The following is a 24,522-nucleotide window of genomic DNA, read 5'->3' as shown; positions in this document are numbered from 1 at the left end:
TACCAAAAAATTAAAGCCCGCGAACTGTTGTTCGCGGGCATTTATAATGAATTCAATGTTAAATTATGCCAACACCTGTTCCGATGCATTTTTCACCATCTGACGACGACGATAATAACCTGCACCAGCAAGGAGACTCACACCAGCCATTAAGGCATAGGTGGTTGGCTCTGGTACTGCAATCGTAGATATAAATGTATCCAAGCCTAGATCTGCTGCACTTTGCAAATCACCTTGAGGTTGAACGATGATTTGATCGACCTGTGTAAAATCAACGCCTACAAAATCGGAATAGTTAAAGGTCAATACCTGTACACCAGGCCCAAAAGTGTATGGTTTGCTCACAAATGCCAATGCTTCAGTACCACCGTTATTACCGCGGTGGCTCATAATCATGATTTCAATGGCGCCAGAATGATCTGGATCAAGAACAGAAATCTGGAGTACATTATTGCCACCCACAGTTAAATCCCTGCCAAGATCTGCATAATTTCCTGCTTGATCATTAGGTGCATTGTTGGGATTGTAATTGCTGTAACCGTAATACAGATGAAAATGTCCTTGTGCACCTGCACCAAGTGCAACATTCAGCTGATTGGAAATGCCTATATTGTTATTCAAATTCAGTGTGGTGTCACCATCGGTTACGTGAGCACGAACGATGCGTTGCCCCTGGTTAACACCTCCAATTGGATTGATCACGCTCGAAGCTGCATGAACAGCTCCTGGATTATCTGAGGTACTGCCTAAACCTGTCTGGCTGATATTGAAATTGTAGCCGTTCGGGAGAGTGCCCGAAGTAAAGGAATCAATGATAATGGTTTGTGCAAAAGATGCAGAACCTAACCCAAAAGCAAATCCGAGCGAAAGAAGTAGACGCTTGAGCATAAAAGACTAATCTCCAAGTTGATTCTGACAAGAGTAAATTAGAACAATATTTAAGGCTAGGCAATAGAAAACTTCAACTTGCTTCGAAACTTTAATTTAAAAAATCAAAGCCCTGCAGCATCATTTGCAGGGCTTTGAGTGCCGAAGGAGGGACTTGAACCCACACACTCTTGCGAGTAACGGATTTTGAATCCGTCGCGTCTGCCATTCCGCCACTTCGGCATTCTTTTATGACACCTCAGCCATTGTCATGTTCATATTTCCAACGATAGAAAAATACCGCCCTGTTAGCAAGAAGCATAGTGTCAGATTCTTGCGGTTCCTATGCTGTACTTTGTCTTCAACACATCAATTGTCTAAATCCCCATGCTGTTTCTATCCCTTGAAACCTCCTGCGATGAAACGGCTGTTGCTATTTTTGAGGCAGGAACTCCGGAAGCAGGGCCGAACATACTTTCGAGTGTAGTGGCTTCCCAAATGCCGCTGCATGCTCGATTTGGGGGCGTCGTACCAGAAGTGGCAGCCCGTTCACATCTGAAGCAGCTCCTCCCAGTCTTGAATGCAGCATTACAGGAAGCAGGCGTTTCACTGCAACAGATTTCAGCCGTAGCGGTTATGAACCGTCCTGGCCTGGTCGGTGCGTTGCTGGTAGGTGTCTCCGCTGCCAAGGCATTGGCATGGTCTTTGAATATTCCCCTGATTGCAGTGAGTCACATTGATGCACATCTCTATGCCTGCCGCCTGGCTGCTCGAAGGAATATTTATCCCTGTATCGGCCTGGTTGTCAGTGGTGGGCATACCACTCTTTTCCGATGTGATTCCGCGCTGGAGTGTAGACCCCTTGGTGGCACCATTGACGACGCTGCAGGCGAAGCATTCGACAAGATCTCTGCACTATTAGGACTGGGCTTTCCGGGTGGTCCGAACGTGGAACGTGCTGCCAGATCGGGCAATAGCTCTGCCTACAACTTTCCCCGAAGTTTCCTGAGGGAAGAACGGCTTGATTTCAGCTTTTCAGGCCTGAAGACCGCGGTCAGATATTGCCTGCGTGATCTGGAAACTACTGGAACAACAATAACTGCTCAAGTTCGCGCTGACATTGCTGCCAGTTTTCAACGGGCCGTTATCGATGTCCTGACAGCCAAGTGCAAACAGGCCCTTCAACGGCAAAACCTGAAGACACTGGCAGTAGGCGGCGGGGTCACTGCCAACCAGTCTTTTCGTAACTCGCTGATCGATATGACAACCCAGGCCGGCTACCAACTAATAATCCCCCCCATGGAGTGGTGTACCGATAACGCTGCGATGGCTGCGCTAGCAGTCGAATCTTATTATCAGGGTGATTTTGCCAGTCTCGACCTTGATGCGGAACCTCAGTGGAGTGCCAGGAAGATAGCGAATCGCAGACAAAACAGGGATTGAAACAGGTTTAATGTTAAAAAATACTGATCCAACGTGAAAATAAGTCATGTCTTGTTCTGAAGTGACAATAAATCGTCTACATTAATAATTACCTTAGAGTAATGCACCTCATCACGAGAAGCTCGACATGGCTGCACCTCCTGAACTTCCCCTGGTTGGCATCATCATGGGTTCCTCTTCAGATTGGGAAACCATGAAGCATGCTGCCCAGATGCTGCAGCGTTTTGAAGTGCCTTTTGAAACCCGGATCGTTTCAGCACATCGAACGCCTGACCTCTTGTTTGAATATGCCAGTAATGTAGCACCTCGTGGATTGGAAGTGTTGATCGCCGGGGCTGGCGGAGCAGCTCATCTACCTGGCATGACAGCAGCCAAGACTTCACTGCCCGTGCTGGGTGTGCCTGTTGAATCCAAAGTTCTTCGGGGAGTTGATTCCCTCCTATCTATTGTGCAAATGCCAGTGGGAATTCCAGTGGGCACCTTGGCAATCGGCACTGCTGGCGCAGGCAATGCAGCACTGCTGGCGATTGCCATTCTGGGCAATAAATACCCTGCCTACCGTTTAGCTCTTGAGGAATATCGTCGCTGGCAAACGGAAACGGTATTGGGGCAAACACTTCCTGAAACAGAAGGTGGAAGTTAAGAGCCAGAGGAACAAATAATTGCTTGCAGAATGCGAATACACTCTCAGCGTTCAAGAAAGGATCTACCCGTGCGATCTGTCCCTTTTACTATTCCATCGCTGTTCGGTCTGGGACAATGTCACGGTATCGTCTACGACGAAGGCGATCATTTCCGGTTTGAGTATCAAATCAAGGACAGTATCAGCGGCATAATTAAAAGTGCCGTGAAACAGGTAAAAATACCTGTTCAGAAAATCACCTCGGTGCAATTAATCAAAGGCTGGCTGGGCACCACTTGGATGGGTGTGAAAGTCGTCATGCAGGCCAGCTCGTTTGAAACGTTTAAAGACATTCCTGGAATGACACACGGCAAAATTGAACTCGAAGTCACCAAAGCCAATGCCGCCCAGGCTGAAGAATTTGTCAACGGACTTTACAGCAACGAATAAACAAAAACCCACAGATCGAAGTCTGTGGGTTCGTGAGTTGTTAACTTCACTGTCATTATTTCAACTGCGACCAATGCAGTACCGTTGGAGGCACGGGCAGTGGACGGATCACAACCACATCTACTGGAGGCGTTGTTAAGCGTACCCGTATAATCGTACCTGCTACCGAGATGATCTGTCCAATTTCAGTTACTGGTGCAACTGCTGGGCCACTTTCTACCTGGACCAATCGACCCACATCGGAAGCTGCGAATGGATTCGTTCCGGTCACAGTTACATCATAAATTCCAGGCGAAACCAGAACTGCTGCTCCTCCTACTGCCATCGCATTGGGCGACATATTCAGCGTCGGATACGTCTCATGCCGAGGGTCAAGCGTTGGGAACAAGTTGGAATTCATGAACAAGTTAATGCTAGCAGGTTGAGGACTACCATTTGGTGCATGAAGATTCCAGCTTTGGAGCCAACTATCGATTGAACTGCGATCAACAACCGCAAAGAAGCGGTGACGCACGTACTTGCCTTGCAATTGTCCGAGTTCGGCACCGATGGAGTTGTTGGCTTCATCATATTCGAAGAAACCAATAGTGATCCAGACCGAGAATGTATTGCTGCGAACTGTGGAATTGTTCCAGAGCTTGCTAAGCAACTCATAACGACGGGCCGGATGTGCCAATCCCGGTGCACCGACTTCAAACAGCGTGCGGGTAAAACGGTGAGGGTCGCCAATATCAGGGCCGATCGGCGAATTCATGTCCAGAGATCGTGCACCTGCAGCCAATGGCACGAATCCACCAGCCGCTTCCTGGTAACGATCACTCAAGAAGGTATTGCCAATACCCTGTTGAGGAATTACTGGCGAGGCAGCAATATCTCCAGTTCCCATCCCCTGCAAAGGACGGTCTTCCGGCGTAAGCCCATTACTGCCAGTATGACCAACCAATCGCGGGCCATAGAAGTACTGAGGTTGACGTTGCTGAAGTAGTCGATGAAATACACTATCAACTTTGTTATCATCAAAATATGGTGGTGCTGGAAGTGGGGGGATAGTTACGTTCGAAAACGAGTTCATAGGTTGCGCATCAGCCAATGCCTGGAAAGTCTCGATATCCCAAATCGTATTCAGGTTGATTCTGCCTGGTTGACGACCTGCTACATAAGTGTAGTCGAGAGTCATCGGGTTTAAGACAGTTGGCAATGGGTATGGATTATTAAGTAACACTCGGATTCGATTTGAGTTTAAAGGGTCGATCTCCAATACCATAACTCGGTCACCTTCACTGCCAGCATTAGCGTTGACTACTAGCGTTTCTCCGATGGCTGGTGGCAGAGTTGCATTGGTAACTAGTGCTGCTGCATCACCTGCTTTTACATTCAGAATTGCATCATTTTTAGAAAGTAAATAGGTTGTGCTATTACTTGGGATACCTGTACCACTATCAAGTTGTAGCCATACTGAATAACCATCACCTGATGGAATAATGTTGGCAGGGTTATTGACAGTAAATCTGTATTGACCAATATCCACACCAGGATTGCGCACTGCAACAGTCTCTAGGAATCGGTAGAGTCTGCTCGTAGATTGAACATCTACATTCTGTTGTGCTCTGTACCATGGCGCGTAATGCGCAAACGGTACGATCAGTCGAACTTCAACACCGGTAATTCCGGTTGCTGTAACATTTGTCAGAGCACGGAATGTACTGGTAGTATTCGATGCATAATGATTGAGAGATAATGGGTCTTCAAGTAACGAAAGTACACGTACCCATTCAGATATATTTCCTGTGGGAGTGAGCCAGTTGACAAAGACGAGATCATTTTCTTTAAGCGAATAGGGGCTGCCTTTTTCAGTCCCTATAAACGCACTGTTTGTGTTCGGATTTGGTAACAATGGTTTTGTCGCAGTAATTTCGACTTTATTTCCCGGGGCTAAATCGGGGGGAGGAGCCGCAGGTGGATTTATACGTGTATACGTGGTTCCATTAAGTAATGTCAACCTATTAAACTGTTGTGTTAACTCGTGCGGTTTGAACCCACTAACATGCAACAGTTCTGCCGGACTGGTAGGCGAACGATCAAGGTGAGTCAACCAATCAAATGGTAAACGAAGTGTATTGTTGTAGGTCAACCCGCTGGCGTCGGGAGTTGGATTAGGAATGATAGCGCCATTGGGCCTGTCAGTCTCTACACCGTTATGCCGTAAAAAGGTATGTTGTGGTTGATTGGTTAATGGTTGTACATTTGCGGTATTATTATCGCGGTCAGGACGTTGAGTAATCCAAAAACCCTGCATGTTATTTGAAGCAGGATTTAACGGTTCATTCATACTTGTGTAGGGTTGATGCTTTCCAATCGAAGTACGGTTTACCACAGGATCATAGTCTGCTGTCGATCCAGAATCAGTACGGCTAACAGCATGATTGATGCGGATATGAGAAACATAATCAATTGTTATGTAAGGATTGTATGGCAAACCACTATCGTGCATCTCACCAGTCAATTGAACAGCAGGATCATTTAACGGATTATGTGGCAGATAAGGATTTGCTAATCGCTGTAGGATAATCGCAGAGCGATTGACTTCATCATCAGGAAAACGTCCACTTGTTTTTGCTATACGTTCAGACTGAATCATTCCAACATCACTGTGATGTGGTGTTGGGAAATTTAATGGATCAGTAGGAGGTACTGGAGCTCCAATTGTAGCACCATCGGGTGGCTGTGGTAAAAATGCGGGTGGAGGTGTTGGATTGGGAGTCGCTGGCCCTACTAGATAAAAGCCGTTGTTTGCTGTAGTTTCTCCAGTTCCATAATTAGTGTCTGAAGGCAATACAGTTGATCCAGGTGGAAAGTAAACTACCTTGGTTTGAGGATCTGATAAATCAGTTGGATAACCCAGAGTATTGCCATTAGCACGCATATTAGTGACATTAGCACTGATAGAATTACGAGCAACTATCAAGCGATAAGCTGATGATCCACCAACATTCAGACGCGCTTCTGATGCATTGGGATCTGCCGCTGGTGGTAAGGGTGCACCCGCTGATCTTGGCCAGATTCCCTGGTATTCCCCACTCATCAGTGGGTTGTATAGTTCTACCCAATGTCTGACATCATAGTCATTCTGTGCTTGGTTCATTGGCAAGGGATCACCAGGATTATTGACAGCTTCAACGTAAACTTCATTGAGCACTAATCGAGGCAGTTCGGTTCCCCAAACAATCGACGTGGAATTAGTTGCTCCGATATCAGGTACGTGGAACCAAGTGGGGTAATCATCGTTGTCAATATAATCAACGATATTGACAGCTATCTGTCCCAGGTAACGAAATGCATCTTCGTTACCTGGAGCAGGATGCATTAACTCACGGAGATTATTATAAATTTCATCTGCCATTTTTTGCCGCGCATAAAGTGCAATCTTATATCGGGCTTGTACAGTAGGATCCGTTGCATAAACAAGCTGCGTATTATTGTCTGCCGGGATTGGATAATCTGGTAATTGTCTAGAAATATCGAGTCGAGTCATTCCACCATACTTAGATCGCCAAAATGGTGGATTAGGCGTAAACTCTGCCTGGTTTCCTGTCAATAATTGCTGGGAAGGACCTGTACCACCATTCGTAAGTGGATTTGCTGAAAGTGTATAGTCTCCAGTTGGATTGTTAAACCATGGTGATAATCCCCTTACATTCATATCATTGCTAATTGTCGTCATCTGCCAGCGCTGCTGCGGTGAAGAAAAGGCCGTCGGCATCAGCTTGCGGATTTCACCATCGAGTTTGTCGGTGCCTGTATCGTTCAAGCGATAGAGGCTTTCTTGATTATGAAAGCCAAAGCGGCGTTGCGGACTATTGCCTCCCGATGAAGCTAGATTGTTTACTACCTGGGGCGGTGCAAAGGGGGAGATGAATAGCGGGCTGCGGGGGAAACCGCTACGGTAGTATTCTCCTTGAACGCCGGAGTTATAGCCGTTATTGACCGTGAGTGCAGGCGGTAGATAAGGTAGCGGTAAAGGGTTGTAAAAGAATGGGAATCGACGAAATAAGCGTTCATTCGGTGGCAATACGTCTCCTGCCAGTAACCATGGATTGGATTCTCGCCAATTATCTGTTGCTAATGGCCCATCATTACTGCCATCTAAATTATAAGAGGCGTAGGGAGGCGCTCCACGAACTAATGGCCAATAGCCGTTGGTGATTGTTATCGGATCGTTATCGGCAGTTGATATACCTGCTCTGCCACGTATATAGCTTGAGCCAATTTGTGCTCCCGCCATCAGTTGTCGGACTTCAGAGATGGGTATGCCCAGCTTCAGCAGATTGATTTCCCATGGTCCCAAACCATGTGATGAAACATGACGAGTCGCATTGGGATCAAGAACCGTAGGTTCACTTCGCCCGCGAATATTGCCGGCCACGTTGAGGTTGACATTACCGTCATTATCCTTGATGAAGACAGCAGCCATCGGCTTAATCTTGCGGTTGTTCGACCAGGGCAATGCAGGAAATCCAAAGTCCACCCAGTAGCTGTCGTTATTGGCAAAGACTGGTGTTGTACCATTGAAACCCACCAGGGTCTTCACTTCTGGGGGCAGGTTCTTCACATCACCGCCCAGATCACCAGGGGGGGGGAACAGCGGATTGGTATAACGGGACGGACGAAGTGAATGCTGTAACGCCGTTTGTGGCGTGATTATCAGTTGTGCACCGGTTCCGTCTGGAGCACATGTCACAGTGGTGTTTGGAACATAGGTTCGAGGATCGGGGATACCAGGGTCAGGAACATTAGGCAAATCGCCAATGAGAAGTGGCCCTGTGCTGGACCAGAAGGCGGCGTGTGGAAGACCACTCGGAAAAACAGCGTTAGAGTATGGATTCAAAATGATCTCATGGAAACCTGCACCAGTTGATGTAGTAAAAGCAATTCTGAATTTCATTTCCCGTGCAAACGACCGGGCGATTGCCACAGGACCATGAGGTATGCCGATAATATGGTTTGTAAAATCAGGCTGGCGCCAGTTTGCTGCAACAGCACCCAAATACGGATTCTTGTGATCGGGATAGGTATATGTCGGATTCAAACTGCCATGCATCTGTTCATTATAAATTCCGCCTTGGTAATTCAGACGGTACAACATATCTTGCCCAGTAATTGGATCGAATAGAGGTAGTCTTCCCGTACCATTGAATGCACTAATGTTTGCTGGACCATTCGGCGTTGTTCTCCCGTACATATTTTCAAGCAAACTCTGTGCAAATAACGCCGAGCTGGTGTTATTCGTCGGGAAGATGATCTGCTTCAGCACGATGTTAAAAAGCAGGTCAGCATCGGGCAACTTGACGGTTTCGCCGGTCTTCTGTCCGGCAGATTTGTTGACCTCCGCTTCCGAGAAATAAACAAAGGCCACGCCGATGGAGGCGAACAGTGTGAGCAGGGCAAGCACAACCAGCAGGATGATACCTTGCCGGGGCCGTTGCTGGTGATTGCGGTATAACATGACTCACCTCGAGAATCTGTGTCGCTGGGGGCGTATGTCGGGCAATATGCCCGGGATAAAACCAGCGGAATTACATGTCCTGAATAATGGTTATCTGCCGCGTCTGTCTGCTCTTAGGCTCAAACACGCGGATGGTTATCTGGATCGATGGAAACGGATACGCATGGGTTGCAGGAGTATCTTGCGGTCTTAAAGTCGTTCCGCCTGGAGGGCCTTCGAAACGTAATGTGCCTGTATCAAAGAATCCAACTGGTTCAGAACCAGGTGCAGGATTTAAAGGACCACCGAATAATGGCTGAAGTCCATCTGCCGGTAACCCAGCGGCTGTTGGATGAGGATTCACCCCACCAGGTACGGTAGTTCCAAGTACGTCTCCGATATCAACATAGGCACCACGACCTGTTAATGGACCATGCGTAGGCAGTGAAGGATTAAGATTCAGCGCATTAACTGGTATTTTGTATGCGAATGGATCAAAGACCTTTACATCAAAGCTGATGACATTAGTTAGCATAAGATCACTGCCTTCTAATGCGGCAGGCAACGAAGGCAGATGCTTAGGCATTCGAAACGAAAGTGATCCCCGACGGTTCAATCTGTGTTGAATTGAACCCATCGTGTTGAATGCCATGCTTGGGGTCGTCGTAGGATGTGCGCTAACATCATTGCCTGAAACAGTGAGTGTCGGTGAAGCAACTACGCCGTTAAAGTAATTATCTGCATTGTTGCCATAGTATGTATCATCTGGCGGTTGCGCTCCATTACTAAAGCGATCTGGAACCAGCAGATATGTCTGTCGATAAAGGTTAAATGTAAGAACTGGACCACCTGCAATTGTTACACCGGGCAATCTTTCAGTTCCATCTAATCCTAGAAAATAGAGTAATTCTGCAGCCTGAGAAGTATAGAGGCCTGGAGAACCATATCGCGTTGAACCACCTGAAAGTCCAATGTTTTGTAAGGGTGAGGGGAAACCTGGAAGTACATCTCCTCGAATTCGTCCAAAAAAGAACTTATCAGGTTCATTACCCTCCAATCGGGAGGTAAAGTGTAGGACATCGGAAAAGTTTACAATATTGCCAGTAGAATCTACACTTGGCTGATCGCGATAACTAGGCCGACCGCTTGAGTCCTGTCCTTCAAAGACCATTGTCGCTCCAACCGGTCTATTAGGCCATTCTTCAATAGAGAAAAAACCTTCCAATGGAGATTTAAACCGATATTGACTTAACTGACGGTGCAGAGCAGTTGCTTGTGCAGCTGTCAGCATACCGTTTGCCGCTGGCAATCCCGTTAGTCCATCCAACATCGGCATGGGTCTTCCTGACACGGTACATTCACTCAGTTTCCTACTGCCGTCGAAGTGGGGAGCTTTCAGATCACGACGGATGATATTGGCAGCCGTACGCAATCGTTGATCGAGATCAGCCAGCGCTTTGAAGTTACCAAACGCATTAAGTCCTGTGATGAACGCTTCCGAGAGGATCGCCATGATGAAAATGGAGAGAGCCAGGGCAATCATCATTTCGACCAGGGTTAACCCCTTGCGTCGATCAGTTGTTGTACTTCGATATCTCATCATTCTGCTCCTGGCGTTCAAACTGTCAGCGATCAATTTTCAAACGCCGTTTACTCTTCCCCCTCACCCCTAACCCCTCTCCCTCCAGGGGAGCGAGGAAAAATTATCGTTGTGGCAACTGGCCCACACCCTTCACAATGACATCTGCTATGCCCTGCATCAGGCAGGCAGTAAAACCATCGGAACGAGCAGGGCGATCCAGTGTAATGGTTTGGAAGAACATGCCTGATGGAGTACTTCTAACTGAGCTGATGTCCAGAATCTTGTAGAAGTGTCCGCCACACAAACCTGGACGTAGTGGATTACCAGATACTACCGGTAGTTGTGCTGATACCACATAGGTATAAGTCCAAGCCGGATCGAACTGATCAAGAAAAGGCATCACTTCATTAGGATAAGCTGAATCGTAATCGGGCAAAATAAACGTGTTATCAAGTATCCAATCCCCCACTTTTGCTTTCATGGGTTCAGGCGTGGGAAGTGGAATAATCGCCTGATTCAACCCCTTCACAAACAAGCGTCCAAAGGGCTCTAGGGTTAAAACGTCAGGGTTGCTGGAGTAGCTGTCCTCACCAACAGGGAATTGCGAAGGGACATCAGGTCGACTGTTAAAAATCACTGCCGAGACATCACATACATTAGGCATGTTGTAGTCATACCAGTGGCACATGTAGCCCCATGTAAACCGTCGCTGAGCGCCAAACTGACCTGCAATTACATTGGGTTGTCCATTAGATGCAAAGTCTATCTCATCCCCCATGGAGGTTTCTGTCTGCAATCGTAGCTTGACGGCACCAAGATCGCGTTGGTATTGCGACAAACTTAACCTTGGAATGCCCACAGACCATGCAGGTCTAAAACTCGATGCAAGTACCGGAAGAGCATTGGCATTGTGTGCAAATGGAACAAATATACGACCCGGGTCATCGACTCTGTTAACACCAATGTGAAACGGAAGATTGGTAACAGCTGTGTCCTTTAACAATGGATTAAATGCAACGAAAGGATCAACAAACACAGGGGGCAATTTGAACTTCGCACCGGGCATTCCTGGCAACGATCCATTGATATTTCGCCACATAAATGTCCATCTTGTGCCATCTTTTAAAAAAACGTCTCTACCGAAAGGAGTGGTAGATAAATTGGGAAGCCCCTGCCATGCTGTAGCGCCTTCCGGATGATAGTTATCATCGTTGCGAATACTCTGCTGCGTTTGGCTGACCACTGGAAAACCAGAGGAATTGTCCACAGCAGCCCTCGGCATTTCCGTCATCGCCTGGGCATTGGCGGCGCCGCGGGAGACTTGTTCGGCATCGAGCGCCCAGCGGGCGTTCAAAAATCCTACTGGGAATAAGGCCAGCAGGGAGATCATTCCAATAGCCATCACAAACATGGCCATCAGTACTTCGGTCAGCGTGAAGCCACTTCGCTGCGATAACCGGGCTTCGGATAAAAGTTTCATCACATCACTCCTTCGGAAAGCTGTCAGCCGTCAGTCATCAGCAAGACAAATTTCTGACCCCTGACTTCTGACCACTCACCCCTGCGAACTACGGTCCCGTATCCGCTGAGATTCTTACTTTGCCGGCACGAGCGTTGTAGAGTGGGTCTACTCCGCTGGGGCCAGGCGTGAGATTAATCGGATAGGAACCAATGAATCCAGTACGAGTATTGATGGCAACCAGAGCCTGGTTGTCGGCATTGCCCTGGGCAGCAGTAATCTGCCGGGCCGCCCACAAGTTCGGATCACCCCGCTGATGCACCCAGAGAGCAATCAGACCAGAGGCACCGACGGAGAAAGTTGCGTTTTGCCCCTGCGGAGCAACTAGACCGTTTGTTTGAGAAGTAGGAAGTACTTCTCCAGTTGGCGAAAACAAAATATCAATAAACATAGGTGCAGCTTGAGCAGCAGTAACTGTTGTCAGTCCGGTAATCTCGGATGTAGTTATTCCAGAACCGATAGCACTGGGTACTGCATTTCCATTACCGACACCGCTCATGAAGATATTCCCGCTTACATCTACGGGATTCTTCACCCCACCAACCAGAAAACTAGGATTCGCATCAATAACTACATCTTGTGGAAGATCAATGGTGGGGATATTCGCAACCACTCGTGGCGACCGTACAATTCGAAAGTTGCTTTGTCCGTTAAGTGGAGTAACGATCTCATTTGGTAATGGACGATCCAAAATCAAGTAGTGGACTCGAGCATTTGCTGCGTTATTGCCAGGCAGTGGTGTAATTGGAAGTAGAAAAGTCCCCGTACTTACGAATATGATCTTGTAGATTTGGCCAGTACCGTTTAATTCAATGTAATCGCCAGCAAAAACCAGATCGGGTGATCCATCGTTGTATTGAAAGTTTGTTGCCGCTGAAAAACGATTTATATTGGCGTTCCCAAACCAACCAGTCGATGTAACTATTGGTGAAAACAATACATGTCTGCGATAGTTATAGACTGGATTGGGTGGAGCGGGACCGCCACCAAAGGTTAGTTGTAATTGATTTCGAATAGCAGCTGGAATAGTTGGTAAGGAGACACTTAAGTTTGGTGCGTTGATCGAATCAACACCAGCAGGCGGAGATGTAGGATCTGCGAATCTGGTATTCCAAAATGGAATAAACATTGTGCTTGATTCGCCTACACTTGTCCAAACCCATCGTTCTGAATACTCAGGTGGATTTTCAATAAACTGCAGTTGATTATACCAGGCCATCATGCTCCCAGATGCAGTTGCTCTGGTATTATTCGCAGCTGCCAATAGTCGAACACCGTACGGGCGTTTCAATTCAACTGCTTTTGTCTTGGCAATGGACAATGCATTTTCCAGCAGGCTGGCGCCCTTGGGTACCTGATTGCGATCAGTAAGGTTCAAAATCACCGGCACAAAGATGGCAGCCACCAGTACGATGATACCCACGACGATGAGTATCTCAACCAGGGTAAAGCCATTGCGATTTGCGGTCTTATTCATGACTTGCCTCTACTCAATTGCTTACTGTTGACCACTGGTATTGACCTTAAGACGATAACTATCGAGGTTGTCGTCCCATGTATTCCACAATTTGTCACCGCCTGCAGAGATGATGACCAGTGGGGCATAGATTGAGTAATTTCGAGCCGCGTTATTTGGAAAACCAATTGGGAGAGAATACCCAAATGTACTTTGGAAATACGTCCCGTTGGTTAATCCTGCTACTGAGGGTGATAGCCATCGGCATGGAGGTGATAATAACCAACCTACACCTGCAACTGCTGGCGAAGGGAATGGGTAATATGTATCTACTCCAGTGAAAAACCTCCCCGTAACTAACGTTGCTTCAGGATCATCTGGATCTTTACCGGGAAGAGATCCAGCACCACCAAGCCTGGCTTGCATATCGGGAAATACGTTATGCGCCCTAATAACTAAAGTTCGAGTTGCAAGGTTCAAGTTCCATTGGTTTGGTGGCGTAGCTGAGTAATTAAATGGCAATGTGAGCGTTCCAGTATCAGCGAAAAGTGCTGTTAGTGGATTAACCGCTCCAACCATTCCCAATGTGCAAGTAGGTGAAAGATTGCCATAGCGTAAAAACATTAGGGGGGTACCCCATGCATCGGTCATTCTTGGATTGGTATCACCTGATGTAACGCTACTATCCACAAAGATTTCGTTTGAGGTTAATTCATCGCCCGAACTACCAAAGCTTGTTTCAAAAATTGCAAGCAGACATGCTGCATTCTGGCTTGGGACTTGTGCGGCCGGAATTGTCCCGCCGGGCCAATAGGGTCCGGCTGGTATTGCAGCATCGTTTAATAGATTTGCAAATGGAACTGAGAATGGATCAGGAATAAAGGTTGCCCCGCGTCGTAATTTATTAAGAATTGCAACTGCAGGAGCGTACCCCAAAGGCCCATAAAGTACACGACTTTCCTGTACATTGTGGAAAGCCTCTGCATAGGTCATTGGAAAGTGCCATTTAGTCAAATACTTAATCTTCAAAACCTTATCGCGAGTAACATTAAACTCAGCTTGCTGATAGACCGGTGAATTCACACTCCAGTCATCTACTTCTTTTTGAATGTTTGCCATTAAACGATTCTGTAATCGCTGCATGACTTTCGTCATCGTCTGTTCAGTGTTCTTCTGCTTGACCCAGCCGAAGCCCTTGCTGACCACGCCCAGGGTGAGGGAGGCGATTACGACGATGATCGTCATCACCACGATCAGTTCGATCAGTGTGAAGCCACTGCGTCGGTTCTGGCTTGGGATCGGTCGCATGGGTCACATCTCCACTGCACACAGACAGAACACACTTACATCCGCTCGAACCCACCCCCGGCTTGAAGAGCCGGGGGCTAAATGTGATTACTTGGGCACCACGCGGCCGTTGCTCACGTTAGTGATGTTGTCGTAGACGTATTGCCTATCCTCGATTGGAGTGGCAGCAACGCTAGGAGTTGGCCAGTTCATGTACATAAAATCGCTGGTTTCGGGATCTGCCTGGTTCCAGCGACCTCCACAGCCGTAAAGTTTGTCTTTGCCGGCAGACACAATCTGGTAAGTATCAGCCTTGTGGTAGGTAATGCCCGTTGGAGGAAGCGGTGGGTTTACAACAACATTCTTCCAAAGTGGTACATAGTTCAAAGTAAGAGTGTAGCAATCTGACATGTGTTGAATGGTCAATGCAGGCTGACCAACCAACAAAGGACAGCCCGGATGAATATAGTTGTTCATCCCTGGGGTACGCGCTGCAAAGTAGGCGTAGGGTTTGCCATAGTGATCGTCATAGGCTTGGAATTGGCCTAGACTGAATGGATTTGTAGTATCCTTCAGGCGACCAGCATCGAACTCGTAAAATGGCCCCAAGCGCTGGCCTGTGGACATAACGCATGGCCGGCTCTTATCAGTATTGAAACCTGCTAAAGAACGTGGCCCCGAACCGGAGTTCGGACGGATTCCACCCAGGAAGAACACTAAACATTCATGACCTTCAAGAACAAAAAATCTAGAACCGTTCGACGGTCCTGGAGTTGGTGTTCCACTTGAGGTTGGCGTGGTGTTAAGTCCGGGTAACAATCCGGTCCAATCAATATGATTACCTGTCGTAAGAGAACCTGGGAACACATTACTCAGATATTCTGAAGAATATGTCGCAATCTGAGATAATCCGTTTGTGCCATTTGTTATCAGCCAGGAATAATGTGCAGGATTCTCGCACAGAATGATCTTGCTCGGAGGATACCGACCAAACGTACTCTTAAACAAATTGCACGATTCGCTGAGCTTTTCGATATCGCTGCCTGTTCGCATCTCATCGATGGCAAGGTAAACCTTGCTGATAACACCCAGTGAAAGCGCCATCAGAATGGCGATGATGGCAATGACCACCAAGAGTTCCACCAGAGTGAAGCCTTTTTGTTTGGCACTGGACATCCGCCAAGACATCTGAATGTTGCGATTTTGTACACAGGAGAGACGCATAATATCCTCACTTCAGCAGAAATCTGGTCAAAATCAGGGCTTTCGAGTCAACCGCCCTGTTAGTGCATCTCTTGTGCCAAGAGTTGCGTTTGAGTTTATTTGACTGGTAAGCAGCAAGAACACTGTCCACCGCTGCCCCCTCACCCCCAACCCCTCTCCCTCCGGGGGAGAGGGGAGACTGTTAGCTACTAGCCAACTCTTGACTATTTACCGCCGCCGCCCAGTTTCTCCAGGATGGCGAGCATCGGCATGAAGAGGGCGACCACGATGAAGCCGACGCAGACTCCGAGGAACACGACCATCAGCGGTTCGAGCAAGCTGATCAAGCTTTCCACCAGAACGTCGACTTCTTCTTCGTAGACTTCAGCAATCTTGTAGAGCATCTTGTCGAGTTCGCCTGTCTCCTCGCCGACGTCGATCATGTTGACGACCATATCGTCGACCAGGCGGCTTTCTTTCATGGGCGCTGCAATCGTTTCACCTTCACGGATCGATTCATAGACACGCTGATACATGTACTCGAAGACTGCGTTATTGCAGGTCTCTTTCACAATCGACAGAGCTTCAAGAATAGGCACGCCGGAACTCACCAGGGTACCGAGCGTTCGCGTCGTTCGGGCAATAATCGTTTTCTCGATGATACCTCCGACGATGGGAATGTGGAGCTTGATCCAGTCCCACACATACCGCCCCTTCTTGAACAGGCAGACCAGCTTGATGAAGAGCCAGATGCCTATCAATATCAGCGGGAAGACGTACCAGTTGTGCTGCACGAAATCGGAGATATCGAGAAGCAGTTCGGTGATGGCAGGCAGCTTCATCTGGAAGTCGGCAAAGATCTTCTTGAACTTCGGAATGATGTAAATCAGGATGAAGCTCAAGATGGCGACGGCCACCAGGATGACCACGATCGGGTAGACCATGGCGCCGATGATCTTGCGTTTGAGCGACTGAGCCTTTTCCTTGAAATCGGCCAGACGCTGCAGGATGACTTCGAGGGCACCACCCGCTTCCCCCGCCTTGAGCATATTGACATACAGGCGATCAAAGCACTTGGGATGCCGGGCAAACGCTTCACTCAGCGTAGAGCCTGATTCGACGTCATCGACGACATCGATGAGAGCGTTTTTCAGGGCGCTGGGCTTGAGCTGGCCTTCGAGAATTTTCAGAGAGCGAAGTACGGGAAGACCGGCATCCTGGAGGGTGGAGAACTGCCGGGTGAAGGTGCAAAGCATTTTGGTAGAAACGCCACCGATCACGAAGGTCTTGCGTTTCTTGCCGGTAGCTTTCTTCTTCTTGGCAGCGCCTTTCTTCTGTCCACCCGCTTCCTGGATGCGGGTGACGAAGTAGCCCATCTGCTTGATTTTCTGTTGCGCTTCTTCCTCAGTTGCGGCGTCAATGGTATCCTTGACTTCCTCGCCCTGAGAAGACATCGCTTCGAATTTATAGGTCGGCATGTGGTGCTCCGCTAACTATCATCGGTTACCGTTTCGCGGGCGACTTCGTCAATCGTGGTCAATCCACGATTGAGAGCACGCAGACCCGCTTCGCGCAGTGTGCTCATTCCATATTTCTTGCCGCAGACCGTGATCTCTTCCGAAGAAGCATTGGCCATGATCAAGTCGCGGATTTCGTCATTGATGGGCAGGAATTCGTAGATGCCTGAACGACCGCGATAACCGGTGTTATTGCAGCGATCACATCCTCTGCCATAGAAGAACGAGATTCCCTTGGCGTCATTGGGGTGCAGGCCAAGTTCCATGAGTTGTTCTGGTGATGGCTCATACTCGGTACGACAATCGATGCAGATCTTGCGTACCAATCGCTGTGCCATGATGCCTTCAACCGTAGCGGTGATGAGGTAGGGCTCCAGTCCCATATCCCGCAATCGGGTAACTGAACTGGCTGCATCATTAGTATGGAGTGTGCTGAACACGATGTGCCCAGTCAGGGATGCCTGCACAGCGATCTGAGCTGTCTCCAGATCGCGAATTTCTCCTACGAGGATTTTGTCTGGATCGTGCCTGAGAATGGCTCTCAAAGCATTGGCGAAGGTCACATCAATTTCAGAATTGATGGGAATCTGCACGATGCCATCGATGTCATATTCGACGGGGTCTTCGGTAGTGATGATCTTTTCAGTGATATCGTTCAGTTCATTGAGTGCTGAGTATAAAGTGGTAGTTTTGCCTGCACCCGTTGGTCCGGTAATCAAAATGATTCCATTGGGCTTCTTGATCAGCTTGCGGAATTCCGCCAGCATGTCTTCTTCCATGCCGATCTTATCGAGATCAAGCTGCACTACGGTGCGATCCAACACGCGGATGACGACACTTTCCCCAAACATAGTGGGAAGCACCGAGACACGCATGTCCACCTGGTTACCACCCACATTCAGTTCGATACGGCCATCCTGAGGCAGACGGCGTTCAGCAATATCCAGATTGGACATGACCTTGATACGGCTGCTGATCGCCATGGAAAGATGGCGTGGTGGCGGAACCATTTCGTAGAGCACACCATCGCAGCGATAGCGCATTTTGTATTCGTCTTCAAACGGCTCGAAATGGATATCGGAAGCGCGATCCTTAATGCCGAGCAACATCACCATGTTCAGCAACTTACGAACAGGTGCCGCGTCCTGGAGTTCGGTGAGGGCTTCGAGATCGATCGAGGATTCTTTGGTAAGCCTGCCCAGTTCCGGGCTAGCTTCCAGTTCCTTGATGATGTCAACAATGCTTTCCTGCTTGCCTGCATAGCAACGAATCTGTGCCTCCGCCAATGCCTTTGGCGAGGAAAGCATGGCTTGCACTTCCTTGACACCGATGAAATTACGCAAATCATCGAGAGCAGGCAGTTGATTTGGATCACCCAGGGCAACAGTCAAAACGCCGTCTTTCAGCGAGATGGGCACGACCTTATACACCGTGGCCATCGTTTCGGGTACTTTTTCGATTGCTTCCTGCTGAAACTTCGTTTCACTCAGGTTGATCAGCTTCATTCCAAACTGTTCAGCCAAAGCCTGGTACAACTGCTCTTCAGTTACCAGTCCACGGGAAAGTGCGGCCTGCCCCAGTAGTTGAGCATTGTCGCGGGCTTCGTTGAGGACTTCCCATAGCTGATCTTCTTCCAGTAGACCTAGATCAATGAGGATTTGTCCCAGTTTCTTGCGTCCGCCACTGGAAGCCAGGCCTGTTTTCTTAGCTGGAGGTGGCGGCTTAGCTGGGCCTTTGCCGGTTGCAACTGGTTTGGGGGGTGTTTTTCCTGCAGGTGTTCCAGGCTTGCCTGGAACTGCTCCCGGCTTGGCAGGAGGGACAGCACCACGAGCTGCAGGTTGTGCCGGCTTTGCACCAGGTGCAGCAGGTTTGGGTGCATTGGGCGCAGGGCGAGTAGCACCCGTCGGAGGGGTTGAAGGCTTCTGCGGCTGGTTGGGCTGACCTGACATGTTTCACCTTTGAATCTGACATTGACTGGAAGTTTCAAGAATTGCTGCTCGCGATTGATCGCAGCACATTATTCTTCATCCTCCTCGTCCTCATCTTCATCCTCGTACTCCTCTTCCTCATCCTCTTCTTCTTCTTCGTCTTCCAACTGGCCACGTTCTGCCAAGGCAATTTTGGCTGCGAGTTCTGCCGGTCTGGATGACCGCTGCAGAACTTCCTCCTTTTCGCAAATCCCTTCCTTCCAGAGACGGAACAAGCTTTCATCCAGAAGGAACATGCCGTGCTTACGGCCCGTCTGAATACTTGAATCGATACGGTAAACTTTGTTTTCTCGAATGAGATTCTGAATAGCAGGTGTCACTACCATCATCTCGTAAGCAGCCACCAGGCCATCTGGCTTCTTAGGTAGCAGCGCCTGGGAAAGCACACCAATGAGTGCAGTGGAAAGCTGAGTTCTAATCTGATCCTGCTGCTCCTTGGGAAACACATCGACGATTCGATTAATAGTGCTTGCAGCACCGCTGGTATGAAGGGTTCCGAACACCAAATGCCCGGTTTCAGCAGCTTCCAATGCAGCATGAATCGTTTCGAGATCACGCATTTCACCTACGAGGATCACATCGGGGTCCATACGCAAGGCGCGTTTAAGCGCTTCAGCAAAGCCTGGAACATCCACGCCAATCTCACGCTGATTTACCGTTGATTTCTTGTGTGTGTGATAATACTCGATCGGATCTTCAACGGTAATGATGTGCTTGTCGTAATTGTCATTGAGAAAGTTAATCATAGATGCAAGGCTGGTTGTTTTACCCGAACCGGTCGGACCAGTAACCAGCAAGAGACCACGAGGCCTGGTAATCAGCCTGCGGATGGCATCCGGCATGCGAAGCTGTTCAAAGGTCAAAAACTGACTGGGAATTCTACGGCAGACAATACCAATGCTTCCCTTTTGCTTGAAGACCGCTACTCGGAAACGGCATTTATCGCCATAAGCAAAACCAAAGTCAGTACCACCCCGCTCCTGCAATTCCTGTTGGCAGCGATCAGGCGTAATACTTTTCATTAATGCAGTAGTATCGTCAGGTTCTAATAATTTCGCTTCGAGACGACGCAAACGGCCGTTGACCCTTAATACAGGCGGCTGACCGACTGCAATATGTAAATCGCTCGCTTTGACGGAAAATACCGTCTCCAGCAATTTTTCCATGAGTACATTCTGCAAAGCCACTGTTCCGCCCCCTTACTTTTGTTGGCCGTTGAGCAAAATGGACAAGTGGCAAATAGTCTCTAACTCTTAATTCATTATGCTGGAGACATGCCGACTTGCAAATCTAGCTCGAAAATAGTGTGAAAAAACAAATGTCACGCCACGATTGCCTGGACATTATGTTTTATGACAAATAATTATCCGCAAAATATAAATACACCTATGCAATATGACGCATTGTGTATCTTTATCATGCAGCATTATTGAACAACACTTTATCATCCTTCATGATGGCAAGTGCTTAGCACCTCTTCCAAGGTGGTCATTCCGCGCATAGCTTTGAGAACACCATCTTCCAGCAATGTTCTCATGCCCCCTAATCGAGCTTGACGACGCAGTACAGTTGATGACTCTCTTTTAAAAGTCATCTCGCGGATTGCACCATTCATTTTCATCATTTCAAAGATTCCCTTACGTCCCCTATAACCGGTATGGTTGCAATTGGCACAACCACGTCCTCTCATAAATGTAGCTTTCGCTGCCTGATCTGGAGTAATACCCCCTGCTTGTAACTCAGCCTTGGTTGGCATGTCCGGTTCCTTACATTTCGGACAAATGACTCTTACCAATCGCTGAGCCATAACAGCAATCAAACTCGAAGCGACCAAGAAGGGCTGAACGCCAACGTCGATCAAACGTGTGATGGCGCTGGGTGCATCGTTGGTATGAAGGGTGCTAAACACCAAGTGACCAGTTAATGATGCCTGGATAGCGATTTCCGCAGTTTCCACATCGCGGATTTCACCGACGAGAATAATGTTGGGTGCCTGCCGCAACATAGCACGAATAATTCGTGCAAAATTAAGTCCGATCGAGTGCTTTACTTCTACCTGATTAATACCAGGCAGATAGTATTCAACTGGGTCTTCTGCCGTAATGATTTTTCGATCAGGTCGATTCAGTTCGTTCAAGGCTGAATACAGAGTTGTCGTCTTTCCAGATCCTGTTGGACCTGTAACCAGGAAGATGCCGTTAGGTCGCTTAATAATCTGCTGGAACTTAGTGTAGTCTTCTTCCGAAAAGCCCAAATCTCGAATGTTCACCTGAATATTGGCGCGATCCAGGATACGTAAACATGCCCCCTGTCCATGATTGGTAGGAATGATGCTGACGCGCAGATCATAATTCTTGCCAGCCATATGAAACTTGATGCGGCCATCCTGAGGCCGACGTTTCTCGCTGATATCAATGCTTCCCATGATCTTGATGCGGCTCATCATGGCGGGAAGCAGGCGTTTGGGAGGACTGTCTCGCTCAACCAGTACACCATCAATACGGTATCTGACACGAATTCGATCCGCGAAGGGTTCTACATGGATATCCGAAGCTCGCAATTGAACAGCTTCCTGGATCATCAGGTTAACGAGTTTCACAATTGGAGCGTCTGATTCATTGGTATCTGCAGCAGCGGCCTGAGCTTCCGTTTCGGTAGTATCAATGGCTGTATCAGTAAATTCCGCCAGCATCGAATCAACTGATTCTGTTTCAGACTGGCCGTAATACCGATTGATGGCTTCGACAATCTGTTCACGAGCCGCCAGGACTGGCTGGATATCCTTATTCAATATGAATGTGAGTTTCTGGATAGTGTCCAGATCCATCGGGTCGCTCATGATGATCTTGAGCATGCCATTTTCTGATGATAATGGCAGTACAACGTTTTCACGAGCCACTGATTCTGGAACCAATTCTACCACTGCTGCGGGTACAGTAACTTCATCCAGATTGATTGCCTGCAATCCATGATGTTCAGCCATAGCGGTGATTACATCATTGGACGAACAGTATCCGAGCTTCACTAAAGCATCGGCGAGTTTTGCACCCGTAGATTTCTGAACTGCCTGAGCTTCCTGCAATTGATCACGACCGACGATCCCTTTTCTTACGAGGATGTCGGTAAATTCTCCGCTACGACCTTTGCTCATGATTTGTGCTTAACTCAAAGAAAATGGGCCGGACTGTCTTCTGCACAGTCTACATCCTTAACCACTGTTACTGCAAGGGTTTATTAACGCAAAGTACGTGGTTTTGATAATTTGGCATCTGGTATATTCTATTCACCTTGTTTGATACATGTGAATTCAGCTAACCTATCTTTGATTTTTCTATTCCTTATTTTTCTCTTCTTTCTTTTCTCCTGTTTTTCTGGCTGAAGGACTTTCCTTGGCAACGGATTTCAGAAACGCTTGCAATGATTCTTCGTCTACCTGTTCATTGCTCTGCATTACCACCATGGTACTGTTGCCAAGGGGAACTATGATCTGATTCACTGTCTGCCGTTCTTCGCCACGACGGTTCTGAACTTTTTGCTTGGATCCTTCAAACTCGTACTCACCAGCCTTCACAGTGTAAGGCTGTTTCTCAATGACTTTGCCGTTCTGGTTGGTTGATTGCAACGCATCCTCCAAATCATCCTGTTTCATGCCAGGAACAGAAAACGAGAACAGCATCATAGTATCTCCGCTGACTACCTTTCCCTCTTCATCAATATCCGCGTTCTCTTTGCCAAAAATCATCAAATCCATCTCAAAACCCAACGCGAACTTGATGCCTATCAATCCACGGTAACCTTCAGGGATTACCGCGCCGGCAAAACGCTGCTTCAATCGCTGGGCAATTTCTTCTGGATTCTGTGTTATCCCCTTGGCTACATGATTGAATACCCAAATGCCGACACCGACCAGAACCCCTGCCAGTATCAACAGGATCACCAATGCAATCAGGCATCCTTTTCCGCAGCCACTGCTGCCTCTTTGCTGCACTGGCGCTGCAGTTTGAGGAAAACCACCATCAAATGGAGGCTTTTGATCGTACTGGCTGAAATCCTGACTCATGGCTTACTCGGCATCGTGTAACGTTAAACCTGTTATAGCAGTTCGCAGCAAAACGGTGAAACCACCCTGGAGCAATCGTTATAACCCTTCATCATTCGCTGGCTTGTCTATCCTCGGCTGACTTAGCACGCCGCTGTAGTTGACCCGGTTCCCCCAGCTTTCATACTTGTGCTGTTGCGGGAACCTGCATATGAAACTGGCAGCCATCGATTATCATTTGCGAACCACGGATGCACGGTTGTGTGCACAAGCTCACGGGCTTGGCATTTCAGCACTGGAATTGTCTCGCCCATCTTTTCAAGGCGACCGTTGCTGGCTGAGTTCCGCCGATGGTATTTCTCGCTGGCATCAGACTACCTTGGCTATGGGCGTTTCACTGGAATCGTTCTCTGCTACGTTTGCTTATGAATGGCCTCTGATTGATCGGAAAGGACGAGTTGATCTGACCAGCGTTGATGCCTTGTCTGACCTGGTGCACTCGGCAGCTTTTTTAAAAATCCCGTTGCTGCATGTGCCTCTGCTTGAAGCTGCTGCACCGAAAAATCCAGGCGATCTGCGACGTTTTCATCAGTATCTGCTCCCTGCATTGGAAATTGCGAAGCAGTACCATATTCAAGTGTCGCTGGAAACCAACTGGGCAGCTGATTTATCGTTAAGCCTCGCAGAAATGGATAAAACTCTATCTATTAGCTTTGATCCAGGCAATTGCATAGCTGTAGGACGCAACCCTCTTCACGAATTGATAACATTAGAGCACCGTCTGGGGCAAATCAGACTTCGTGATCGGCGTCGTCACGAGATCTTCCGCAGCCTACCACTGGGACATGGAGACGTAAACTGGTCTGAGCTTCAACAGCAACTGCTAAAAATGAGCCGAAGGCCTCAGTTCGTATTAGCAGCTACCGGCGAAGCTGCTCTTTTAGAAGCGTACGCGTCTGCAGGTCGATTACTCTACCAGCTAATCAACGAACCATTGTTCCACAAAGTAGCGTAGATACTTCAATTTCTTTATCAGCATGAACCTTCATTTCCACTGGCAGCACTCT

At 48.1% G+C, this 24,522-nt stretch carries 16 protein-coding genes and 1 tRNA gene; 4 read left to right on the top strand and 13 right to left on the bottom strand.

Translation table 11 applies throughout. The features are described from left to right. Positions 1–63 precede the first annotated feature (63 nt). Positions 64–888 (bottom strand): PEP-CTERM sorting domain-containing protein, encoded by an 825-nt coding sequence (locus tag JNJ77_01080; protein ID MBL8821148.1) that lies wholly within the window; start codon positions 886–888, stop codon positions 64–66. A gap of 139 nt (positions 889–1,027) precedes the next feature. Continuing rightward, a tRNA-Leu gene (locus JNJ77_01075) sits at positions 1,028–1,110 on the bottom strand. A gap of 144 nt (positions 1,111–1,254) precedes the next feature. On the opposite strand from JNJ77_01075, the gene tsaD reads away from it, so the two are divergent. The 3 genes from tsaD to JNJ77_01060 all read left to right on the top strand — a co-directional run bounded on the left by tsaD (position 1,255) and on the right by JNJ77_01060 (position 3,382). Continuing rightward, complete coding sequence (gene tsaD / locus JNJ77_01070; GenBank protein MBL8821147.1) at positions 1,255–2,310, top strand: tRNA (adenosine(37)-N6)-threonylcarbamoyltransferase complex transferase subunit TsaD; 1,056 nt, start codon at positions 1,255–1,257, stop codon at positions 2,308–2,310. Between the two features lie 127 nt (positions 2,311–2,437). Next, positions 2,438–2,953, top strand: coding sequence for a 5-(carboxyamino)imidazole ribonucleotide mutase (gene purE / locus JNJ77_01065; protein MBL8821146.1), 516 nt, complete (start codon positions 2,438–2,440; stop codon positions 2,951–2,953). A gap of 69 nt (positions 2,954–3,022) precedes the next feature. After that, positions 3,023–3,382 (top strand): hypothetical protein, encoded by a 360-nt coding sequence (locus JNJ77_01060; GenBank protein ID MBL8821145.1) that lies wholly within the window; start codon positions 3,023–3,025, stop codon positions 3,380–3,382. Positions 3,383–3,437: 55 nt separating this feature from the next. Here JNJ77_01060 and JNJ77_01055 read toward each other — a convergent pair whose 3' ends face one another. The 11 genes from JNJ77_01055 to JNJ77_01005 all read right to left on the bottom strand — a co-directional run bounded on the left by JNJ77_01055 (position 3,438) and on the right by JNJ77_01005 (position 23,476). Beyond that, positions 3,438–8,885 (bottom strand): hypothetical protein, encoded by a 5,448-nt coding sequence (locus JNJ77_01055; protein MBL8821144.1) that lies wholly within the window; start codon positions 8,883–8,885, stop codon positions 3,438–3,440. A 70-nt stretch (positions 8,886–8,955) separates the two neighbouring features. Further along, positions 8,956–10,467: a prepilin-type N-terminal cleavage/methylation domain-containing protein gene (locus JNJ77_01050; GenBank protein ID MBL8821143.1), complete on the bottom strand. Its 1,512-nt coding sequence runs from the start codon at positions 10,465–10,467 to the stop codon at positions 8,956–8,958. 100 nt (positions 10,468–10,567) lie between these two features. After that, positions 10,568–11,863 (bottom strand): hypothetical protein, encoded by a 1,296-nt coding sequence (locus tag JNJ77_01045; protein MBL8821142.1) that lies wholly within the window; start codon positions 11,861–11,863, stop codon positions 10,568–10,570. Between the two features lie 151 nt (positions 11,864–12,014). Continuing rightward, the gene (locus JNJ77_01040; GenBank protein MBL8821141.1) at positions 12,015–13,442 is read right to left on the bottom strand and encodes a prepilin-type N-terminal cleavage/methylation domain-containing protein; all 1,428 of its coding nucleotides are present in this window, start codon (positions 13,440–13,442) and stop codon (positions 12,015–12,017) included. 21 nt (positions 13,443–13,463) lie between these two features. After that, positions 13,464–14,729, bottom strand: coding sequence for a prepilin-type N-terminal cleavage/methylation domain-containing protein (locus tag JNJ77_01035; protein ID MBL8821140.1), 1,266 nt, complete (start codon positions 14,727–14,729; stop codon positions 13,464–13,466). 87 nt (positions 14,730–14,816) lie between these two features. Further along, on the bottom strand, positions 14,817–15,884 hold the full coding sequence (locus tag JNJ77_01030; GenBank protein ID MBL8821139.1) for a prepilin-type N-terminal cleavage/methylation domain-containing protein: 1,068 nt from the start codon (positions 15,882–15,884) through the stop codon (positions 14,817–14,819). Positions 15,885–16,135: 251 nt separating this feature from the next. Then, positions 16,136–17,389: a type II secretion system F family protein gene (locus JNJ77_01025; GenBank protein ID MBL8821138.1), complete on the bottom strand. Its 1,254-nt coding sequence runs from the start codon at positions 17,387–17,389 to the stop codon at positions 16,136–16,138. A gap of 11 nt (positions 17,390–17,400) precedes the next feature. Beyond that, positions 17,401–19,377 (bottom strand): Flp pilus assembly complex ATPase component TadA, encoded by a 1,977-nt coding sequence (gene tadA / locus JNJ77_01020; GenBank protein MBL8821137.1) that lies wholly within the window; start codon positions 19,375–19,377, stop codon positions 17,401–17,403. A 68-nt stretch (positions 19,378–19,445) separates the two neighbouring features. Then, positions 19,446–20,597 (bottom strand): type IV pilus twitching motility protein PilT, encoded by a 1,152-nt coding sequence (locus tag JNJ77_01015; GenBank protein MBL8821136.1) that lies wholly within the window; start codon positions 20,595–20,597, stop codon positions 19,446–19,448. Positions 20,598–20,860: 263 nt separating this feature from the next. Next, entirely contained in the window at positions 20,861–22,567 is a 1,707-nt protein-coding gene (locus JNJ77_01010; GenBank protein MBL8821135.1) for a type II/IV secretion system protein, read from the bottom strand. Positions 22,568–22,747: 180 nt separating this feature from the next. After that, positions 22,748–23,476, bottom strand: coding sequence for a hypothetical protein (locus JNJ77_01005; GenBank protein MBL8821134.1), 729 nt, complete (start codon positions 23,474–23,476; stop codon positions 22,748–22,750). Between the two features lie 190 nt (positions 23,477–23,666). Between JNJ77_01005 and JNJ77_01000 the strand changes: the two genes are divergently transcribed. Next, a complete protein-coding gene (locus JNJ77_01000; protein ID MBL8821133.1) occupies positions 23,667–24,470 on the top strand; it encodes a hypothetical protein in 804 nt (267 codons plus the stop codon). Positions 24,471–24,522: the final 52 nt, after the last annotated feature.

The organism is Planctomycetia bacterium, from assembly GCA_016795155.1.
Lineage (GTDB): Bacteria > Planctomycetota > Planctomycetia > Gemmatales > HRBIN36 > JAEUIE01.
This window is presented reverse-complemented; position numbering and strand designations above follow the sequence as displayed.

Excerpts from the sequence above, each read along its gene's own strand:
- JNJ77_01080 (MBL8821148.1), bottom strand. The coding sequence starts at position 888 with ATGCTCAAGCGTCTACTTCTTTCGCTCGGATTTGCTTTTGGGTTAGGT.
- tsaD (MBL8821147.1), top strand. The coding sequence starts at position 1,255 with ATGCTGTTTCTATCCCTTGAAACCTCCTGCGATGAAACGGCTGTTGCT.
- purE (MBL8821146.1), top strand. The coding sequence starts at position 2,438 with ATGGCTGCACCTCCTGAACTTCCCCTGGTTGGCATCATCATGGGTTCC.
- JNJ77_01055 (MBL8821144.1), bottom strand. The coding sequence starts at position 8,885 with ATGTTATACCGCAATCACCAGCAACGGCCCCGGCAAGGTATCATCCTG.
- JNJ77_01050 (MBL8821143.1), bottom strand. The coding sequence starts at position 10,467 with ATGATGAGATATCGAAGTACAACAACTGATCGACGCAAGGGGTTAACC.
- JNJ77_01045 (MBL8821142.1), bottom strand. The coding sequence starts at position 11,863 with ATGGCCATGTTTGTGATGGCTATTGGAATGATCTCCCTGCTGGCCTTA.
- JNJ77_01040 (MBL8821141.1), bottom strand. The coding sequence starts at position 13,442 with ATGAATAAGACCGCAAATCGCAATGGCTTTACCCTGGTTGAGATACTC.
- JNJ77_01035 (MBL8821140.1), bottom strand. The coding sequence starts at position 14,729 with ATGCGACCGATCCCAAGCCAGAACCGACGCAGTGGCTTCACACTGATC.
- JNJ77_01030 (MBL8821139.1), bottom strand. The coding sequence starts at position 15,884 with ATGTCCAGTGCCAAACAAAAAGGCTTCACTCTGGTGGAACTCTTGGTG.
- JNJ77_01025 (MBL8821138.1), bottom strand. The coding sequence starts at position 17,389 with ATGCCGACCTATAAATTCGAAGCGATGTCTTCTCAGGGCGAGGAAGTC.
- tadA (MBL8821137.1), bottom strand. The coding sequence starts at position 19,377 with ATGTCAGGTCAGCCCAACCAGCCGCAGAAGCCTTCAACCCCTCCGACG.
- JNJ77_01010 (MBL8821135.1), bottom strand. The coding sequence starts at position 22,567 with ATGAGCAAAGGTCGTAGCGGAGAATTTACCGACATCCTCGTAAGAAAA.
- JNJ77_01005 (MBL8821134.1), bottom strand. The coding sequence starts at position 23,476 with ATGAGTCAGGATTTCAGCCAGTACGATCAAAAGCCTCCATTTGATGGT.
- JNJ77_01000 (MBL8821133.1), top strand. The coding sequence starts at position 23,667 with ATGAAACTGGCAGCCATCGATTATCATTTGCGAACCACGGATGCACGG.